The sequence below is a fragment of the Streptomyces rugosispiralis genome (genome assembly GCF_024505145.1).
Classification (GTDB): domain Bacteria; phylum Actinomycetota; class Actinomycetes; order Streptomycetales; family Streptomycetaceae; genus Streptomyces; species Streptomyces rugosispiralis.
In genome coordinates, this window is the sequence record NZ_JANIAA010000067.1 from 1 (window position 1) to 19,433 (window position 19,433).

General features: G+C 72.2%; 11 protein-coding genes. All 11 read left to right on the top strand.

The window, feature by feature from the left end:
• Positions 1-213: 213 nt before the first annotated feature.
• Positions 214-987 carry an IclR family transcriptional regulator gene (locus NP777_RS44875; protein WP_256655968.1) on the top strand — a complete coding sequence of 258 codons (774 nt, stop codon included), beginning with the start codon at positions 214-216 and terminating at the stop codon, positions 985-987.
• A 190-nt stretch (positions 988-1,177) separates the two neighbouring features.
• A complete protein-coding gene (locus NP777_RS44880) occupies positions 1,178-1,480 on the top strand; it encodes a response regulator transcription factor (protein ID WP_256655969.1) in 303 nt (100 codons plus the stop codon).
• A gap of 91 nt (positions 1,481-1,571) precedes the next feature.
• A complete protein-coding gene (locus NP777_RS44885) occupies positions 1,572-3,035 on the top strand; it encodes an MFS transporter (RefSeq protein WP_256655970.1) in 1,464 nt (487 codons plus the stop codon).
• An 81-nt stretch (positions 3,036-3,116) separates the two neighbouring features.
• The gene (locus tag NP777_RS44890) at positions 3,117-4,490 is read left to right on the top strand and encodes an NAD(P)/FAD-dependent oxidoreductase (RefSeq protein WP_256655971.1); all 1,374 of its coding nucleotides are present in this window, start codon (positions 3,117-3,119) and stop codon (positions 4,488-4,490) included.
• A 183-nt stretch (positions 4,491-4,673) separates the two neighbouring features.
• A complete protein-coding gene (locus NP777_RS44895; protein ID WP_256655972.1) occupies positions 4,674-6,239 on the top strand; it encodes an acyltransferase domain-containing protein in 1,566 nt (521 codons plus the stop codon).
• A 36-nt stretch (positions 6,240-6,275) separates the two neighbouring features.
• A complete protein-coding gene (locus NP777_RS44900; RefSeq protein WP_256655973.1) occupies positions 6,276-12,356 on the top strand; it encodes an SDR family oxidoreductase in 6,081 nt (2,026 codons plus the stop codon).
• Entirely contained in the window at positions 12,353-14,737 is a 2,385-nt protein-coding gene (locus NP777_RS44905; protein WP_256655974.1) for an SDR family NAD(P)-dependent oxidoreductase, read from the top strand. The genes NP777_RS44900 and NP777_RS44905 overlap by 4 nt, the downstream gene beginning before the upstream one ends.
• An 11-nt stretch (positions 14,738-14,748) precedes the next feature.
• Entirely contained in the window at positions 14,749-15,186 is a 438-nt protein-coding gene (locus tag NP777_RS44910; RefSeq protein ID WP_256655975.1) for an ester cyclase, read from the top strand.
• Positions 15,183-16,109 carry an SDR family NAD(P)-dependent oxidoreductase gene (locus NP777_RS44915; RefSeq protein ID WP_256655976.1) on the top strand — a complete coding sequence of 309 codons (927 nt, stop codon included), beginning with the start codon at positions 15,183-15,185 and terminating at the stop codon, positions 16,107-16,109. The genes NP777_RS44910 and NP777_RS44915 overlap by 4 nt, the downstream gene beginning before the upstream one ends.
• Positions 16,106-17,539, top strand: a complete 1,434-nt coding sequence (locus tag NP777_RS44920) for a cytochrome P450 (RefSeq protein ID WP_256655977.1) — start codon at positions 16,106-16,108, stop codon at positions 17,537-17,539. Before NP777_RS44915 ends, NP777_RS44920 begins: the two co-directional genes overlap by 4 nt.
• Positions 17,540-18,272: 733 nt before the next feature.
• Positions 18,273-19,013 (top strand): TetR/AcrR family transcriptional regulator, encoded by a 741-nt coding sequence (locus NP777_RS44925; protein ID WP_256655978.1) that lies wholly within the window; start codon positions 18,273-18,275, stop codon positions 19,011-19,013.
• Positions 19,014-19,433 lie beyond the last annotated feature (420 nt).

Genomic DNA, 19,433 nt, shown 5'->3' on the forward strand with positions numbered 1-19,433 from the left:
CCCTCGGCGAACACCGTCTCATAGAGCATCAGGCCCCGCCGGGCAACCCGGCGGGGCCTTGTTGTCCACAAGCGGACCTGGTGCCCCGCATGGGGAATGAGTGTGGACCCGTGGCACGTTGGGCAGGGCGACGGGGGAATCTGCACGGGGGTTGACGGGGTGGCCAACAACGGTGCCGTGGGCGGAAGCAGCCATGCCGAGAGGGTGTTCCGCGTGCAGCGGGCCTTCACCCAGCTCGGCGGACGGGCCCATGGGCCCGGGGCGCTGGCCAGAGCGGCGGATCTGGACGACTCGACCGTCTACCGGATCCTCCAGTCCGGGGTGCACCAGGGCATCTTCGTCCGCGAGGGCCGGGGGCTCTACCGGCTGGGCTCGGCGGCCCCGCAGCTCGGTCTCAAGGCCCTGGCCCACTCGCCCGCGCCGGAGGCCGCCCATGCCCTCCTGGAGGCGCTGCGCCGGGCCACCGGGGGGCTGGCCTTCCTCTATCTGCTGGCGCCGTTCGGCGGTGCGCACCGGCAGTGCGTCGACATGGCCGTCGGCGACTCCGATCTGACGGAGCTGGGGATGACGCCGCGCGCGGTGCAGACCGTCGAGCACTCGCTGCGGGTGGGGGCCGCGGGGCGGGCCATCCTGGCGTATCTGCCGGAGACCATCCAGTCGGAGGTGCTGGACCGGCCGGTGCCCGCCGAGGCCGGTCCCGGCGCCTACCAGGACGATGTGCGGCTCCTGGCCTCGCTGGACCGGATCAGGGCGCGGGGGTACGCGCTGGGCCACGAGGAGTGCGCGGCGGGCTGGAACGAGTGCGCGGCGCCGGTCACCTGGGACGGGCTGGTGATGGGCTCGGTGCTGGTGATGAAACCCAAACAGATCATGACGCGGTGTCCGGTGACCGTCATCGACGCGGTGGAGCGGACGGCGGCGGCACTCGCCGACCTGGGGCGGGGCCGTCCCGGTGGCTCGGATGGCAACGATTCGAGAATGAAGTAAATTTACGGTAACAGGAGTAAACGTGAAGCGCATTCTCCGCGCTTCACCAGCGCTTTCTCGCGAGGCGAGAAAGGGCCGGAAATCCTTGACTCGTACGGGCGTGCGGCCGCAATAATCAAGAGGGCAATCAAGTCTGATTCTTGCATGATCGGCGGTTCGAAGATCCGCCTAACCAGGGGGAAATGTCACCGTGTCCGACAGAGGCGGTCTTGCCGTCGTGCCCGATATTCCCGCACCCAACTGGGCGCGGGAGCTGGAACGTGTGCCGTTGTTATCGGTCAGGGAGAGCCAGACGTTTGCGCTGCTCGGCGCGGGCTGGTCCAACCGTCGTATCGCGCTGCGACTGCAGGTGACCGAGCGCACGGTGAAGGCGCATGTGGCGTCAATACTCGCGAAACTGCAGGTGGAATCGCGGCTACAGGCCGGTCTGGTCGCGCTCAGCTACCGCCACCTGTACCAAAGTACAGTTCCGGGGCGCGGCGTGGCCGGTTAGCGTTGCCCCGCCCGCCCGTTTATCCGTCGGCCGGATATCGACGTGAACCAACCTGTCGCACAGCAATCGCGCCGTCATAGGAAAGGTATTCATGACTGACCGTTCCGGCCCGAGCGGAATGAACCCCGTGTGGACGCTGGTGGTGTCCGGACTCACCGTCTTCATGGCCGCCTTGGACAACCTCGTCGTCATCACCGCGCTGCCCGCCATCCAGAAGGACCTGGGCACCAGCCTCCAGGACCTGGAGTGGACGGTGAACGGCTACACCCTCACCTTCTCGGTCTTCCTGATGGCCGGTGCGGCCGCCGGTGACCGGTTCGGCCGCCGCCGGGTGTTCCTGGCCGGCCTCGTCGTCTTCACCGGGGCCTCCGCCGCCGCGGCGCTGTCCGACAGCGCGGACGCCCTGATCGCCGCGCGGGCCGTACAGGGCCTCGGGGCGGCCGTGGTGATGCCGCTGACGCTCACTTTGCTGACCGTGGCCGTCCCCGAGCGCCGGCGCGGTGTCGCGCTGGGCGTCTGGGGCGCCCTCAGCGGGCTCGCGGTCGCGCTCGGCCCGCTGATCGGCGGGGCCGTGGTGGAGAAGATCTCCTGGGAGTGGATCTTCTGGGTCAATGTGCCGATCGGCGTGCTGGTGCTGGCGCTCGGCCTGTGGAAGCTGGCCGAGTCCACCCGCCCGGACACCTCGCTGGACCCGGTGGGCACCGTCCTGGTCAGCCTCGGGGTGTTCGGCGTGGTCTACGCGCTGGTGTCCACCACCGAACACGGCTGGTCCAGCGGCCGGGTGCTCGGCTTCCTGGCCGGCGGTCTGGTGGTGCTCGCGCTCTTCGTCGGCTGGGAGCTGCGCACGGCCGAACCGATGCTGCCGATGCGGCTGTTCGGCAACCGCGCGTTCAGCGCGGTCAACGCGGCCAGTCTGCTGATGTTCGCGGCCATGTTCGGACTGGTCTTCCTGCTCACCCAGTTCATGCAGAACATCCAGGGCTTCTCGCCGCTGGAGGCGGGCGTGAAGATGCTGCCGTGGACCGCGATGCCGGTCGTCGTCGCCCCGCTGGCGGCGCTGCTGACCGCCCGGCTCGGCAACCGGCTGGTGGTCGCCGCGGGCCTGCTGTTCGAGGCCGCGGGTCTTGGCTGGCTGGCGTCCGTGGTGAGCGCGGACACCGCCTACGCCGACCAGGTGCCCGGTCTGGTGCTCGGCGGAATCGGCCTGGGCCTGTTCTTCTCGCCCGTCGCGGAAATGGCCATGAACGTCGTCGCACCCCGCGACCAGGGAATCGCCTCGGGCGCCAACAACACCTTCCGGGAGCTCGGCGGCGCACTCGGCGTCGCGGTGCTCACCTCCGTATTCACCACACTGGGCGGATACGGCTCGCCCCAGGAATTCGTGGACGGGTTGCGGCCCGCCGCCTGGATCGGCGCCGGAATCGCCGCCGCCGGCTGTCTTGCCATTCTCATGGCACCGCGCGGCCGCACCGCGCCGGCCGAAACGAAGGTGATTTCTTCGGGAGCCGTCGAGGATTCACGCCCGGGAAACCTCCCGAGCCAGTCGCGCAACTAAATTCGGCAGAGCGAAGTCAGAGCGAACAAGATGATCCAGCGGTCCCCGGAGTCCGGGTGACCGTTGGGTATGGGGGACGCTATGTACGACGTCATTGTGGTAGGAGCGCGCATCAGCGGGGCATCGACCGCGATGCTCCTGGCGAGAGCGGGGTACCGGGTCCTTCTTCTCGACCGGGCGAAATTCCCCGGCGGTAAGGGGGCCGCCACCAATTTGGTCCACCCTCCGGGAATTCTCCGGCTGAAGCGCTGGGGGCTGCTGGACGAGGTGGCGGCCACCGGCTGCCCGCCCATTCACTCGTACGGTCTGCAGAGCGGCCCGGTTCAGCTGATGGCCAAGCTGCCCGCCGTCGAGGGCGTGGCCGAGGCGTACTCCCCGGAGCGCCGCAAGCTGGACGAGATCCTGCTGGAGGCCGCCGTCAAGGCCGGGGCCGAGCTGCGGGAACAGGTCGCGCTGCGGGAGCTGCTGACGGACGCCCAGGGCACCGTCGTCGGCGTCCGGGCCGAGACCGAGGACCGCACTCCCATCGTCGAGCACGCCCGGCTGGTCGTGGGCGCCGACGGCTCGAACTCCACCGTCGCCCGGCTGGTGGGGGCCGGGAAGTACGACTCCCACCCGGTGCTCAACAAGAGCCACTGGTCGTACTGGGCCGATCTGCCGCACGACGGCAAGGTGCGCACCTACCGCCACCGCCATCAGCACGCCTTCACCTGGCCCACCCACGACGGTCTGACCATCGTCGGGCTGGCCCTGCCGGTCAAGGACTTCAAGGCGTCCGCGGACGGGGAGCGCGACGCCACGGTCGTCTCCGCCTTCGAGCAGGTCGATCCGGAGTTCGCGGCGCGGCTGCGGGAGACCCGGCGCGTCGACAAGTGGATGACGGGCGCGGTCCCCAACTTCCTGCGCCACTGCCACGGCCCCGGCTGGGCCCTGGTCGGCGACGCGGGCTACACCCGCGACCCCATCACCGCCGCCGGTATCACCGACTCGCTGCGCGGTGCCGAACTGCTGGTGGAGGCCGTGCGGCCGGCCCTGGCCGGGGACCGCGACCTCGCCCCCGCCCTCGCCGGGTACGCCCGGCGCCGCGACGCCCTGGTGAGCGGCCACTTCCAGTACACCCGCGACCACGCCGCGATCGCCGACTACAACCGCGAGGAGCTGGAGTTCATCCGGGCGATGGCACGCAGCCCGCACCACGGCAGCGGCATGGTCGGGATGTTCGCCACCATCGTCCCGCCCGCCGAGTTCTACTCACCGGCCAATATCCACGCCCTCTTCGACCACATCCCGCCGGGCTCCGAGCCGGGCTGGAAGATCCGGATGGTGCGCTGGCTCGTCCGCGGCGCCCCCCGGCACCTGCCCCCGGCGACCCGGCTCGCCGACCGGCTGATCGCCGCCAACCTCGGGAGCATGGGCACCTTCCTGCTCGACTCCCCGGTCGCCCGCGTGGCCTAGGGCCTGTCTGGGGTGATCCAGATCACAACCCCAGACAGGCCCTAGGGGCCGGGCTCCCTCGCGCCACGCCCACCGGGCACGGCCGCGACCTCATAACGGCCATGGGCCGCCCACAGCGCCGCGTCACCCGCGCGGGTGGCGCACCTCACCCACCGTCACCACCACAGCCATGGAGGCATCGGCATGTCCAGCAATCCGTCCCCCGGCGTCACGACGGCGTTCCTCTTCCCCGGACAAGGCGGCTTCGACGGCGAGGCGCTCCGCCGGGCCAAGGAGCGCCACCCCCAGATCGGCCGGGTCTTCGAGCGGCTCGACACCGTGACCGAGGAGCTCTACGGCAGCCGCGTCTCCGAGCTGCTCTTCGGCGAGCGCAAGGCCGATCTGCGCGATCTGCTCGACCATGACCCGTGGGCCTCCCAGGTCGCCATCTACGGCGCCGGTCTGGCCGCCTACGAGATCCTCGCCGCCCAGGGCGCCGCCCCCGACGTCCTGGCCGGGCACAGCCTCGGCGAGATCACCGCCCTGGTGGCGGCCGGGGCCTTCTCGGTCGAGGACGGGGTGCGGATCGTCGCCCGGCGCGTCGCCGTGATCGAGCGGCAGGGCGGGGTCGACGGCCGCATGGTGGCCCTGGCCGCGAGCGCCGAGCGCACCCGCAAGCTGCTGGAGCTGCTGGACGAGCCGCTGCTGGCCGTCGCCACCGAGAACCACGACGAGCAGACCGTGGTCAGCGGCCCCGCCGGAATCCTGGACCGGGTCGTGGCGATCGCCGGGCAGCTGGACGTGGGCGCCATCGAGATCGACACCCCCTTCCCGTTCCACACCCCGGCGCTCGCCCCCGCCGCCCCCGAGTTCGCCGCGTACGTGACGAAGCTGGACCAGCGTCCGCTGAACCGGCCGGTCTACTCGCCGATCCTGCAGCGCTACTACGAGCCGGGCGACGACCTCGCCGAGTTGCTGGCCGAGCACTTCACCCGGCCGGTGCGGTTCGCCGCGGCCGTACGGCACCTGCGGGAGACCGGCGCCGAGGTGTTCGTGGAGGCGGGCGGGCGCGCCGCGCTCTCCAAGCTGGTCGCCAAGGTGACCGACGGCTCCCAGGCGCGGTCGCTGCCCACGCTGGCCCTGATCGGCGGGCGGCTCGCGCTCGACGAGACCCTCGACGCGCTGCGCGAGGCCGGTCTGGCGTCGCCCGAGCGCGGCGGGCTCGCCGAGCTGCTGGCCCCCTCGGTGCCCGCGGACGTCTTCGCGGCGTACTGGAGCGAGCGCGGCCAGATGGTGCTGGAGCTGGTCCGCACCGAACTGGACGCCTTCCGCAAGTCCACCGAGGGCCGCGGCACCGAGTCCGAGGCCGAGCCGGAGCCCGCGGCGGCCGCCGAGCCGGAGCCCGCCGCCGAGGCCGCTCCCGCGCCCGCACCGGAGGCCCCGGCGGCCCCGGTCCCGTCCGCGTCCGGTTCACGGCCCGAGGGGTACGGCCGCGACCAGCTCTTCGGGGAGCTGCGGACCCTCTACGCCGAGGCGCTCGAATACCCCGAGGACGTCTTCGAGGACGAGGTGCAGCTGGAGGCCGAGCTGGGCGTCGACTCCGTCAAGCAGGTCGAACTCCTGTCCAGGGTCTCCAACCGCTACGGGCTGCCGCCGCGCGAGTCCGGCTTCCGGCTGGCCACCTACAACACCATGGGCAAGATCACCGACTTTGTGCTCCAGCAGCTCAACGACCAAGGGGCCCACACACCGGCCTCCGCCACGGGCTGAAGCGCCCCCTCGTCGCAGAAGGAGTCAGTCGTTCCCATGAAAGACCTCACGGGGAAGGTGGCCCTGGTCACCGGGGGTTCCAAGGGCGTGGGCAAGGCGATCGCGCGGACCCTCGCGGCCCGCGGCGCCGATATCGTCCTCAACTACTTCCACTCGCACGACCAGGCCAAGCGCACCAGGGACGAACTGGTGGCGAACGGCGCCCGGGTCGAGCTGGCCCGAGCCTCGGTGGCCCGGCAGGAGCAGGTCGACCGGATGTTCGCCGATATCGAGGAGCGCCACGGGCGGCTGGACATCCTGGTCAACAGCGCCGCCAACGGGGCCCTGCTGCCCCTGGCCGAGGTGACCGACGAGGACATCGCCAAGGCCATCGACACCAACTACAAGGGCGGACTGCGCTGCGCCCGCGCCGCGGCCCCGCTGATGGCACGGGGCGGCGGCGGGTCGATCGTCACCGTCTCGGCGCTCGGCGGCTCGCAGATGGTGATGGCCAACTACGCGGCCTGCGCCCCCGCCAAGGCGGCCGCCGAGGCGGCCACCCGCTATCTCGCCGTGGAGTACGCCCCGCTGGGCATCCGGGTGAACACCGCATCGGCCGCCATGCTGGAGAGCGAGGTCGCGGACAAGTTCCCGCGGGCCCGGGAGATGCAGGAGGTGATCGCCAGGGCGACCCCCTTCGGACGGCTGGGCACCCCGGAGGAGTTCGCCGACGTGGTCGCCTTCCTGGCCTCGGACGCCTCGCGGTGGATCACCGGACAGGTGGTGCTCGCCGACGGGGGGCTGACGCTGGGCGCCGCCCTCATGTCACCGCCCGCCGCGGCTCCCGTACGGGAGGAGATACGGGACGAGATTCGAGAGGAGGCCGCACCGGAGCCGGAGCCCGTCGTGGCCCCCGAGCCCGTCGTGGCCCCCGAGCCGGAGTCGGTCGCGCCCCGGCCCGTCGTGGCCCCCGAGCCCGTCCTGGCGCCCGAGCCGGACCCCGTACGGCCGCAGGCCCTGGACGCGCCCACCGCCGACCTGCCCCCCGACGTCCCCGACGACGCGATCGCCGTCGTCGGCATGGGCCTGGCGGTCGCCGGGGCGAACAGCCCCGAGGAGTTCTGGAAGCTCCGTACGACCGGTGACGAGCTGTTCGTCAAGATCCCCCGGGACCGCTGGCGGCATGAGAACTTCCACGCCGTCGACACCGCCGCCGAGGACAAGGCGTACGCCGACCGCTGCGTCTTCATCACCGACTTCCAGGCGGCCCCCGGCTCCGTCGACAGCATGGCCGAGGGCGCGGACGACCACGAGCTGACCACCATGTGGCTGCGCCACAGCCTGGTCCAGGCCCTGGACGGGGTGCGCCACCAGGACTCCGACCGTTGCTCCTTCGTGGTCGGCTACACCCCCGACGGCAGCCAGCACCTGGAAGAGGCCGGGGTGCTGGACAGCGTCACCCGGATGACCCACGACATCCTCGGGGACCTGTCGCTGGACGACGGCGAGCGCACCGCCCTCGGCGGCGACATCGAGGCGGCCCTGAACCGCCGCTACTGGCGCGCCGGCCAGGACCGCTCGCGGTTCCTGCCGCACCGCGTCGGAGAGCTGGCGATGCGCGGTCTGCTGCCGCCCTCCACCGAGCTGCACATGGTGGACACCGCCTGCTCCTCGTCGCTGTACGCGATCGACATCGCGGCCAAGGGCCTGCTGATGGGCAAGCAGGACATCGCCGTCTGCGGCGGCGCCTTCGCCCTCGCGCCGCGCGGCACCGTGCTCTTCTCCAAGCTCCAGGGGCTCTCCAAGCGCGGTGAGGTGCACGCGCTGGACGAGGACGCCGATGGCGTGATCTTCGCCGACGGCGCCGCGCTGGTCGTCCTCAAGCGGCTGAGCCGGGCACGGGCCGACGGCGACGAGGTGCTCGGCGTGCTCCGCGCGTTCGGCTCGTCGTCCGACGGCAAGGGCAAGGCCATCTACGCGCCCAACGCCGCCGGTCAGAGCCTCGCGGTGCGGCGCGCCCTGGAGGCGGGCGAGGTCGAGGGCGGTGCGGTGAGCTGGGTCAACGCCCACGCCACCGGCACCCCGGCCGGTGACCTCGCCGAGTTCACCACGCTGCGGGAGTACTACGGCACCGCCGGACCCGCCGCGGTGACCTCCAACAAGTCCCTGATCGGCCACACCGGCTGGGCGGCGGGCGTGGTCTCGCTCATCGAGAACCTGCTGGGCCTGGCCGAGCACACCATCCCCGGTCAGTTCCGCTTCTCCAGGCCCCGCGAGGACTTCCGGCTCGCCGAGACCGGACTGGAGATCACCCCCGAGCACAAGGGCTGGCCGGAGCGGTCCGACAGCCCGCGGCTGGCCGCGGTGTCGGGCTTCGGCTTCGGCGGCACCAACGCCCATCTGATCGTCTCCGAGCACCGGGCGCGCCCCGCCGTCGCGCACGCCACCGCCACCGACCGGGCCCCCGCGACCGTCACCAAGGTCCCGGACACCGGCAGCCGGGTGGCGATCGTCGGCTGGTCGGCCCATCTGCCGGGGCTGGCGGGGCGCGAGGAGGTCACCCGCTGGCTGGGCGGCGGTCCGCGCCCCCGCGACAGCTTCGGCGACGAGTACCCGGCGCCGCCGTTCAGCAAGGTCCGGCTGCCCCCCAAGACCATCCGCGCCCTGGACCGCTGCCAGCTGATGATCGTGGAGTGCGCCCATCAACTGCGCGACCAGATGCCGGACTTCTGGCAGGAGCGGGCGCTCAAGACCGGGGTGTTCGTCGGCCATATGGGCCCGACCCGCGCCGCGATGCTCTACGCCAACCGCTGCTACCTCGACGACATCGCCGAGGCGCTGGGCGAACTGCCCTCCGACGCCGTGCCCGGTGTCCTGGAGCGGCTCGGCGAGCGCGTCCGCGGCATGATCCCGGCCTCCAACGAGGACTCCTTCCCCGGCCAGATGCCCAACATCATCTCGGCCCGGGTGGCGAACTACTTCGACCTCAACGGCCCGAACATGACGATGGACTCCGGCTTCGCCTCCGCCGTCTCCTCCATCACCTCAGCGGGCCGCTATCTGCGCACCGGTGAGCTGGACTTCGCGCTCGCGGGCGGGATCAACGGCAACAGCCTCCCGGAGTACCGGACGCTGATCGGCGAGCTGCTGCCGCCGGAGGCCCGGGAACTCGCCGAGGGCGCCTTCCTGTTCGCCCTCACCACCGAGGAGCGGGCCCGCGCCGCCGGGCTCGAGGTGCTCGCGTACGTGGACGAGCCGCTCGGCGCCGTCGAGGCGGGTCGCGGGGACGTGGCCGCGGACGAGATCCTGCTGTGCGGTGCGCCCGCGCCCGAGCACGCCCGCTACCTGGGCGCGGCCGGTGGTCTCGCCGTCCTCCGAGCGCTGCACCGGCCCTCGGGGACCGTGGAGATCGCCACCGACGAGAGCGAGGGCGCCGCCGGGGCCCGGCTCCGGCTGACCATCCCCGGTGACGGCCCCGAGGCCACCGGTCCGGAGTCCGAGGGCCCGGAGGCGGTCCCGGCCGCGCTGCCCGCCCCGTTCGCCACCGACGGACGGCTCGCGGACGGCACCCTCGTGCGGGTCCGCCGCCAGGTGCCGGTCCTGACCGAGCTGCCCGCGCGCCCCGTGCGCGAGCGCGTCCCGTTCCTCCCCGCCGGGGCGGTGGTGCTCACCGACGCCCCCGACCCGCTCGCCGCCGCCGCGCCGCCGGACGCGGACCTCACCGTCCTGTCCACGGCGCCGCTCGCGGCCCCGCGCCCCGGCTGGCACCACCTGCCCGAGGTCACCGAGGAGTCGGTCCGCCGGGCCCTGGCGGGCGCGGGCCCCGGGGTCACCCATCTCAGGGTGGTGGGTGACCTCGGCCGGGCGGTCACGGACGGGCCCGCGCCCGCCCTCACCGCCCTGCACGACGCCGCCTATCTGACCCTCCAGCACCTGTACGACGACCTCGGCGACCCCGGCTCCTCGGCCGTGGCGCTGCTGCTGGGCGCCGCGCCGGGCGGCACCCCGCATCCGTACACCGGGCTCTTCACCGGGCTGTGGAAGACCGCGGCCCTGGAGCGCGACGCCTGCCTCGCCTTCGCGCTGTGCACCTCGGCCACCGACCTCACCGAGGCGATGGCCCGCGCCGAGGAGGAGAGCGCGGCCGAGCGGGTCTTCCCCGCGGTGTTCGACCTCGACGGCGTACGCAAGGCGTATCTGCTCTCCGACCAGCCGAACGACCTGGCGGCGGGGGCTCCCGCCGTCCTCGGCCAGGACTCGGTCGTGGTGGTCGCCGGGGGCGCCCGGGGCATCACCGCCGAGGTGGTCAAGGCGGTCGCCGAGCACTTCCGGCCCCGGATCTACGTCCTGGGCAGCAACTCCCTCGACGACTATCCGCCGGAGACGTACCAGGGCACCGACGGGGAGTTCGCCGCCCGCCGCGCCGGTTACATCAAGACGGAGATCGCCCGCCGCGACGGCCGCACCGTGGCCGACATCAACCGCGCCTTCGACCGCATGGTCAACGCCCGCTGGGCGAAGCGGAACCTGGACGAGATGGCCGCCCACAGCGGCGCCGGACGGGTCACCTACCTCGCCTGCGACATGCGCGACGGCGCGGCGGTGGACCGGGCGATCGGCCGGGTGCTGGACGAGCGGGGGCGGATCGATCTGCTGGTCAACGCCGCCGGGCTGCAGCGCTCCGGGCTGATCAAGGACAAGAGCTTCGCCGAGTTCAGCTCCATCCGCGATCTGAAGGTGGACTCCTACCGCCATCTCAAGCGCGCCCTGCGCACCGCGCCGCCCCGGCTGTGGTGCAACTTCGGCTCGCTGCTGGGCTACTTCGGGCAACTGGGCGAGGCCGACTACGCCGCGGCCAACGACTTCCTGGCCGCCGCCGCGACCCACACCAGCGCGACCGATTCGCGGACGGACGAGTTCACCATCGGCTGGACGCTGTGGGAAGGCGTCGGCATGGGCGCCAACGAGCTGACCAAGGCGTACTACGAGCGCGCCGGCTCGTACAGCAACATGGCCATCGCCGAGGGCATCCACCACTTCGTCCAGGAGCTCCACGCCCCCGTGCGGCGCCCCTCCGTCGTCCACCTCGGCGACGCCGAGCGTGCCACGGTGGAGCGCTTCTACCCCGGCTATCTGGGCACCACGGGCGGGGCGGCGCGGCCGGTCACCGGTGAGGCGGAGCGGCCCGGGTTCTTCCTGCGCCGGCTGGTGGCGTCCGACGAGCGGTCGGTGGTCTACGAGTGCCCCTTCGACCTGGACACCGACGGCTATCTCGAACACCACACGGTGCGCGGCGAGGCCACCCTGCCCGGCACCTTCGTCACCGAACTGGCCGCCGAGGCCGCGCGGGCCCTGGTCCCCGGCAAGCGGGTGATCGCCTTCGAGGATCTGCGGTTCGAGCACTTCCTGCGGGTCTACCGCGACATCCCGGCCGGTCCGAGGCGCATCCGCGCCGAACTGGTGGACAGTCCCGGGGAGGTGACCGTCGTCCAGGTGCGGATCACCGAGGACGTGGTCGCGCCCAGCGGGGTGGTCCTGGTCGAGGACCGGGTGCACTTCCTGGCCCGGGTGCTGCTCGACACCGAGGCGCCCACCGCGCCACGCTGGGAGGAGTGGCCGGCCGGGGAGGAGACCCCGGTGCCCGACCCGTACCACCAGCCCGGTTCCCCGGTGCGGCTGACCGGCCCCTTCGTCTCCACCACCGACACCCGGATCCACCCCCGGGGCAAGCGCGCCCGCTACGCGCCCGGCATCACGCCCGGCGACCCGGTGTGGTCCCGCTTCACCGTGCCGGGCATCCTGCTCGACGGGCTGGCCCGGGTGGGGGTGCTGGACCTGGTCGACGGGCATCTGGTGCCGGTGGCGGCGCCGCTGTCGATCCGCCGGATCGATCTGTACGAGGAGACCAGCGACCACGACCTGGCCGCGTCCGGGGAGGAGATCGACCTCTTCGTCACCCCGCCCGGCTTCGATCTGACGGCCGACACCATCAGCAACCGCTTCGTGGCGGTGCGGCCCGACGGCCGGATGCTGCTCCAGATGAAGGACATGCGGGCCACCCTCATCGGCTACGTCGACGCCGAGACCGGCGAGGCCGTCCCCCTGGAGCGGGCACCGGAGGGGGAGGACCGGACATGACCGTGGCTCAGGAGGACGCGCCGGTCCAGCCGGTGACCCGGATGGTGTGGCGGCTCACCGAGCTGCCCCGCCCCGCCGGGCCGCACCCCCGGCTCGCCGGGCTGCGGGTGCTGCTGATCGGCGGCGAGGAGGACATCGCCGCCGGGGTGGAGCGCGAGCTGAAGGAGCGCGGCGCGCTGGTGCGCCGGGAGCCGGAAGGACCCGGTCCGGTGGACGCCATCGTCGACCTCACCGTGGGCCGGGCGTACGACCCGGACCGGGCCGCCTCCGCCGGGGTCTGGCGGCGGGCGCTGACCGAGACCGTGACCGCGCTGCGCGGCGCCTACGACGACTGGGCGGCCGAGACCGCCGCGGACCGGCTGTGCTATCTCGCCGTCAGCTACCTCGGCGGCGGGATGGGCCAGCATCCTCGGGACGGTCTGGAGCAGCCGCTCGGCGGCATCTGGGCGGGGCTCGCCAAGACCCTGCACCGGGAGTTCCCCAACGTGGCCGCCCGCGTCGTGGACATCGACCTGGCCGCCTCCGCCGAACTGCCCGGCATCGTCGCCGCCGAGCTCGGCCGCCGCACCGGTGAGATCGAGGTCGGCTACCGCGACGGCCGCCGGTACACCCTCACCCCCGAGGACCGGCCCGTGGCCGCGCCCGCCCTCACCCTCGGCCCCGAGGACACCGTGCTGATCACCGGCGGCGGCCGCGGCATCGGCTGGGAACTGGCCCGGTCGCTGGCCGCCCGGCACGGCGTACGGGTCGTGGTGACCGGCCGGGAGCCGTTCCCCGGCGGGGACGAGCCCTGGTTCGGCGTGGACGAGGCCGGGTGGAAGGCGTACGAGAAGCAGGTCTGGGCGGGCCGCGCCAAGGGCGAGTCGCCCGCCGTGGTCCGCGGCCGGCTGGCCCGGGTCCGCCGGCTGTGGGAGCTGGCCACCCATGTGACCTCCGCCCGGCAGGAGGGGCTGCGCATCGAGTACGCGCGCTGCGACTTCACCGACCGCGCCCAGGTCCGCGGGCTCATCCGGCGCGAGGACGCGCTGGAGGGCGGCCGGCTCGCCGGGGTGGTGCACAACGCCGGGGTGGACACCTCCGCCCGGCTGCCGAAGAAGACCGACGAGGAGATCCTGCGCACCGTCGAGGTCAAGATCGAGGGCTTCCTCAACGTCTTCGAGGAGGTGCGCCACCGCGACCTGAAGTTCTTCTGCAGCGTCGGCTCCCTCACCGGACGGCTCGGCGGCATGGTCGGCCAGCTCGAATACGCGGCGGCCAACGACGGTCTGGCGCGGCTCGGCCAGTGGGCCGCCCGCCGGGCCGCGTTCCCCGTGATGACGCTCGCCTGGCCCACCTGGGACCGCATCGGGCTGATCGCCAACTTCGCCGCCACCCTGCGCTACATGGCCGCGATCGACGTGGCGGACGGTCTTGAGCGCTGGCGGGCCGAACTGCTGGCGGGATCCGAGGGCGAGGTCACCTTCGTCGGGCCGCTGGGCAAGGCCATCGATCCGGGGCAGGCCATCGGCTATCCGGTGGTGCCCGCGCTGCCCGGCTTCGCCACCGCCTTTCCGAAGATCTTCCACCTCGGCGAGGTGACCTCCTACCAGCCGCACGCCCGGCTGACGGCACGCGTCGTCCTCAACCCCCGGGACACCCCCGCGCTCGGCGACTTCCGGATCGACGGCGCTCCCGCGCTGCCGCCCTCCCTGCTGCTGGAGAACGCGCTGCGGGCCGCCGAATGGATCGTCCCGGAGGACTTCCCGGCGCTGCGGGCCGGTGCGCTGGAGGAGATCGTGGTGCCGCTGGCGCTGCTGCGCCTCGACGGCCCCGTGATCCGGCTGGTCCGCGAGATCCGCGGCTTCCATGAGGGGCACGACTGGATCGTGGAGGTCCGCTACCGCCACGAGGGGACCGCGGACGGCCCGGAGGCGAGCCTGCGCATCGTCCACGAGACCGGCGCGCCACGGCCGCCCGCCCCGCCGCGCCCCGACGTCCAGCAGACCACCACCCTCCGCTCCGGGCCGCCCTTCCTGCACTGGCGCGGCGCCGTGCTGCCGCTCTCCGCATGGACCGTGGCGCCGGAGGGCCGCCTGGTGGCCGAGGTCCCGCGCTGCCTGCCGGCCGACCTGTGGGCGACGCCGTACGTGCCCGGGACGGTCCTTCCGATCGCCGCGCTGGAGAACGTGGTGCGGCGGTGCACCACCCAGGGCGACGGCCTCTCGGTCACCGCCGACCCCCTGGTCCTCGGCCGGATCGCAGCGCACTCCGCCGAGCGCGGACCCACCCGTGTCGAGGGCGATCCCTCGCTCGGCGTCTGGCGGATCACCGACGCAGACTCCGGGGACCCCGTGGCGACCGTCTCGGGACTCTCCGGCCCGCTGGGAAACACGACGGAATAGAAAGGCACTTCATGTCCACTCCCGAGCAGAACAAGGCCGTCCTCGAGCGCTACTACGAGCAGTGCCTCAACAAGGGCAACCTGGACGTCATCTACGAGGGCGCCACCGAGGACCACATCAGCCACGGCACCGCCGCCAACGGCAAGGACGGTGTGGAGCACCTGAAGGAGTGGGTGCGGCTGCAGCGCGCCTCCTTCCCCGACCTCCACGTCACCGTGGAGGACTGGATCCTGGACGGCAACAAGGTCGTCAGCCGGTTCACCGCGCGCGGCACCCACACCGGCGACGACTACGCGGGCCTCATCCCGGCGCAGGGCCGCGAGCTGGAGATCCCCGGCATCGTCATCGACGAGTTCAACGACGAGGGCAAGATCGTGGAGAGCTGGTTCTCCATGGACTCCTACGACCTCGCCACCCAGCTCGGGGCGTTCGACGCGCCCCCCGCGTGACCGGCCATGAGCCGGCCCCGGGCTCCGGGGCCGGCCTCCCGGTCCTCATCACCGGCTGCTCCTCCGGAATCGGCCGCGCGTGCGCGCTGCGGCTGCACCGGGCCGGGCACACCGTGTACGCCACCGCGCGGCGGCCCGAGACGCTGGCGGAGCTGGCGGGCTCAAGCATCCGCACCATGGCGCTCGACGTCACCGACGAGGAGTCCATGGCCACCGCGGTCGCCAAGGTCGAGGCGGAGTACGGCGCGGTCGGGGCGCTGGTCAACAGCGCGGGCTACGCCATGTCCGGCTGTATCGAGGAGGCCTCCCTGGCCGAGGTGCGCGAGCAGTTCGAGACCAATGTGTACGGCCTGGTCCGGCTCAGCCAGCTGGTGCTGCCCGCGATGCGCGCCCACGGCGGCGGCACCATCGTCAACATCTCCTCCATCTTCGGCCGTTACGCCGTTCCCGGCTCGGGCTTCTACAACGCCACCAAGCACGCCGTGGAGGCGCTCAGCGACTCCCTGCGGAACGAGGTGGCCGACTTCGGGGTGCGGGTCGTCCTCGTCGAGCCGGGCCCGGTGCGCACCACCCGCTTCGGCGCCACCTACGTGGCCAATCTGCGGCCGGTGAGCCGGACCTACGAGACCTTCCGCCGGGAGAGCGCCGAGTACTTCGAGGCGATCTACACCGGCAGCCGCCGGACCCTGGCGGGCACCTTCGCGATCCAGTCGGACGATGTGGCCCGCCGGGTGGCGAAGGTGGTGGCCAAGGGCGCCCGAGGCTCCCGGCCGCGCGCCCGCTACCCCGTCGGACTCCTCGCCCACAGCACGATCGCCCTGCGGCGCCTCACCTCCGACGTCCTCTTCGACCATCTCTTCGTGCGCCGCCTGTTTCCGGTGCCCCGCGGGCCGCGGCCGCGAAAGCAAGGAGACCACCGATGACCACAGCGACCTCCGCGCCGCGCATCGCACCCGGCCCCAAGGGCGCCCCGCTGCTGGGCAGTCTGGGCCCCTGGAAGCGGAACACCGCCGAATTCCTGCTCGGCCTGCAGCGCGACCACGGCGAGATCGTCCGGATGCGGCTCGGCCCCTTCCTGGTGCACCAGGTGACCGAGCCCGAGGCGGTGCGCCGGGTGCTGGTGGAGAACAACGGCAACTACGTCCGCGGCCCGCTCTACGAGCAGTTCGGCGTCGTCATGGGCAAGGGACTGCTCACCACCGACGGCGAGTTCTGGCGCGCCCACCGGCGGGCGGTGCAGCCGGTCTTCCTCAAGAACGCCATCACCGACATCATCCCCAACATCGTCCGGGCCACCGAGGAGATGCTGGAGACCTGGGAGCGCAAGGCCGCCGCCGGTGAGCCGGTCGACCTGATGACCGACATGCTGCGGCTGACCCTGGTCACCCTCTCCCGCTCGCTGTTCGCCTACGACATCAAGCCGGACTCGGCCCTGCTGAAGACGATCGTGGACGATGTGGTGGAGGTGATGTTCCGCCGCGGCACCGCCACCGAGATGCTGCCCTCCTGGGTGCCGACGGACCGCCGGCGCAAGATCCTCAGAATCCACCGGGTCTTCGACCGCATCGTGGCCGATGTGCGCCGGAGCTACGCGGAGACGGGGGAGGGGCCGCTGATCGCGCTGATGGAGCGGGCCACCGACCCGGCGACCGGTGAGCCCTGGACCGAACAGCAGATCAAGGACGAACTGCTCACGGTCTATCTGGCCGGCCATGAGACCACCGCCGTCTCGCTGTGCTGGACGCTGCTGTCGATCGCCGCTCATCCCGGCGTCCAGGAGGAGCTGGACGCCGAGATCGCCACGGTGCTCGGCGGCGGGCTGCCGGACGCGGAGAGCGCCGAGGGGCTGACGTACACCAAGATGGTCGTCGACGAGAGTCTGCGGATGCACCCGCCCATCTGGATCTTCCCCCGGGCGGCGGTCGAGGCGGATACCCTCGGCGGCTACGACATCGAGCCGGGCTCCTCGATCCTGATGTCCCCGCTGGTCTCCCACCACAACCCGCGCCACTGGGAGAACCCACTGGCCTTCGACCCGTACCGATTCACCCCGCAGGCCATCAAGGAGCGGCCGCGGATGGCGTACCTCCCGTTCGGCTCGGGGCCCCGGCAGTGCGTCGGCAACTTCATGGCGCTGCTGGAGCTGCGCGTCATCGTGTCCATGGTGAACCAGCGCTTCCGGATCAGCCGGATCCCGGGGACCGAACTGCGGTACGGCTCACCGGTGATCTCGCTGCGGCCGCTCGAGGACGTGATGGTGACGGTGACTCCGCGCGAGCGATCCACCGCCGCGCCCCGCCCGTCCCGCCGGACCGCTCCCGCCGCCCCCGCCGTCTGCCCCCGTCACCCGTAGCCCGCGAGAGCGTAAGCGGAATCGGAGTTCCGGGCCGGGTCGGCGCCGTCGCCTTTCCCGATTTCGCCCACCCGCCCCGGCCCGGGAAACCCGCCACACCGTCAGAAGCAGGGGTTCGTGGCGGTGGATCAATATCCCGGGGGCGCGGGCGCTTTTCAGGGAAAACGCGTCCCGCGGCGCCGCGGACGGGAATGCGGAAGATGTGCGGCGGGACGCGAAGGACGAGGCCCGGGGCCGACCGCGCGGCAGCGCTCCGGCACCGGGACGACACCCTCCGGCGAGCCATGGAATCCGGCCCCGGGCCGGGCCGGAAAACCACCGCGCCGACCGGTCGGTTTTCTTGACGCTCCTGGTGGAAGGGGTGGGGCGGACCCTATCCCCGGGTGCGCCGGGGCGGGCAAGAACTTCATTTCACGATCGCTACGGCCGTTTACTCCCAGGTGGCGCCCAGTGTGGCCGTCCACCGCCCCCCGTCCGCTCCCGAGAGCGCTCGCGCACAATGCCTCCGAATGAATGTCCGACGTATGTACGGACGCTCCCCCGCGTCCCCGGGTGACCCGGATGGTGGTCGCTGAGCCATCCGGCGGGGCAACCCCGCGGATCTGTGGCAGGGTCAGGGGGCTAGCAGTTGAACCAGAGGCACTGTCGCCGCCGCTGTTCACTAAACGGAGGCGCTGTATCGTGTGCGTGTACGCCGGGTTGTCGAGCGGCGCAGCATCAGGGAGGGGGACGCGTGTCGCCAGGGGAAGCGCACGTCGCACCGTACTCACGGCGCGAGCGGCTGCGCATCGCGACCATCCGTGAAATCAAGGACGTCGCCCGGACGCTCCTGGTTCAGGAGGGCCCGGAAAACGTGACCATCCGGGCCATCGCCCGTGAGATGGGCATGACCGCGCCGGCCGTCTACCGCTACTTCAGTAGCCGGGATGCGCTGATCCTTCAGCTGCGTGTGGACATTTTCGAGGAGATGGCCCGCTTCATGCGCGGCGTCCTCGGCCAGCACCCCGAGGAGGAGCCGGGCCGCCGGTGGATCAGCGGCGCCCGCGCGCTGCGCGTCTGGGCGATCAAGCACCCCCATGAGTTCGGGCTCATCCTCGGCCCCTGGGCCCCGGGGCTCGGCCGCGAGGAGACCAAGCCCGAGCGCCATATGAGCTGGGTCTTCGGCTCGGTCTTCTCCGATCTGGTCGCCGACCTGTGGCGGGTGCGGGGCTTCCCGGCCCCCGAGGTCGGGGAGCTCGACCCCGGCCTCGCGCGCACCCTCACCGCGCTCAGCGAGGACCAGGACGTCGACATGCCCCCGGGAGCCATCGCCGTGATGCTCCGATGTTGGGTGCGGCTGTACGGGGTGATCTCCATGGAGGCGCTCGGCCATATGTCCTTCGCGCTCTCCGAGGGGCAGTACTTCTTCGAGTTCGAGCTCCGCGACCTGTGCCGGGTGCTGGACATCTCGGAGTTCTACGAAGAGGTCGTCTGAAGTCATCCGAAGGCCCCCGGACACCGGCCCGGGGGCGTTCGCCGGTCACCCGCCCGGCGCCCCGTCGAAGGTCACATCGGGGTATCGCTCCGTACATGTGTACACCGGGGGGCGTAAGCTGTGGCAATGCCCGTCCGGATCATGCCGGAGCCGGGCCCTTGTCGCCTGTTCGGGGGCTAGGGGCCCGGGCCCGTTGACAAGACGGAGCGGCGTGTCCGGATCGTGCCGACCCTGGTAACCGGTGTAGAACGGGGGATGTGACGGCATTGGCTACACGGCCCATCTCCAGCGCTACCGGGGGGCCCGGTCACCGGGACCCACGTGGCGTCCTGGGTCTCGCCCGTACGCCTGGCTGTCCACGGTGACCGTCGAGGACGAGCGCAGCGGGTCCCATACCACGTCGGGCGGCCGGAGCGGCGG

What these genes read in the sequence shown, in the direction of transcription:
- NP777_RS44895 (WP_256655972.1), top strand. Translation starts at nt 4,674, where the DNA reads ATGTCCAGCAATCCGTCCCCCGGCGTCACGACGGCGTTCCTCTTCCCC.
- NP777_RS44885 (WP_256655970.1), top strand. Translation starts at nt 1,572, where the DNA reads ATGACTGACCGTTCCGGCCCGAGCGGAATGAACCCCGTGTGGACGCTG.
- NP777_RS44910 (WP_256655975.1), top strand. Translation starts at nt 14,749, where the DNA reads ATGTCCACTCCCGAGCAGAACAAGGCCGTCCTCGAGCGCTACTACGAG.
- NP777_RS44890 (WP_256655971.1), top strand. Translation starts at nt 3,117, where the DNA reads ATGTACGACGTCATTGTGGTAGGAGCGCGCATCAGCGGGGCATCGACC.
- NP777_RS44905 (WP_256655974.1), top strand. Translation starts at nt 12,353, where the DNA reads ATGACCGTGGCTCAGGAGGACGCGCCGGTCCAGCCGGTGACCCGGATG.
- NP777_RS44920 (WP_256655977.1), top strand. Translation starts at nt 16,106, where the DNA reads ATGACCACAGCGACCTCCGCGCCGCGCATCGCACCCGGCCCCAAGGGC.
- NP777_RS44900 (WP_256655973.1), top strand. Translation starts at nt 6,276, where the DNA reads ATGAAAGACCTCACGGGGAAGGTGGCCCTGGTCACCGGGGGTTCCAAG.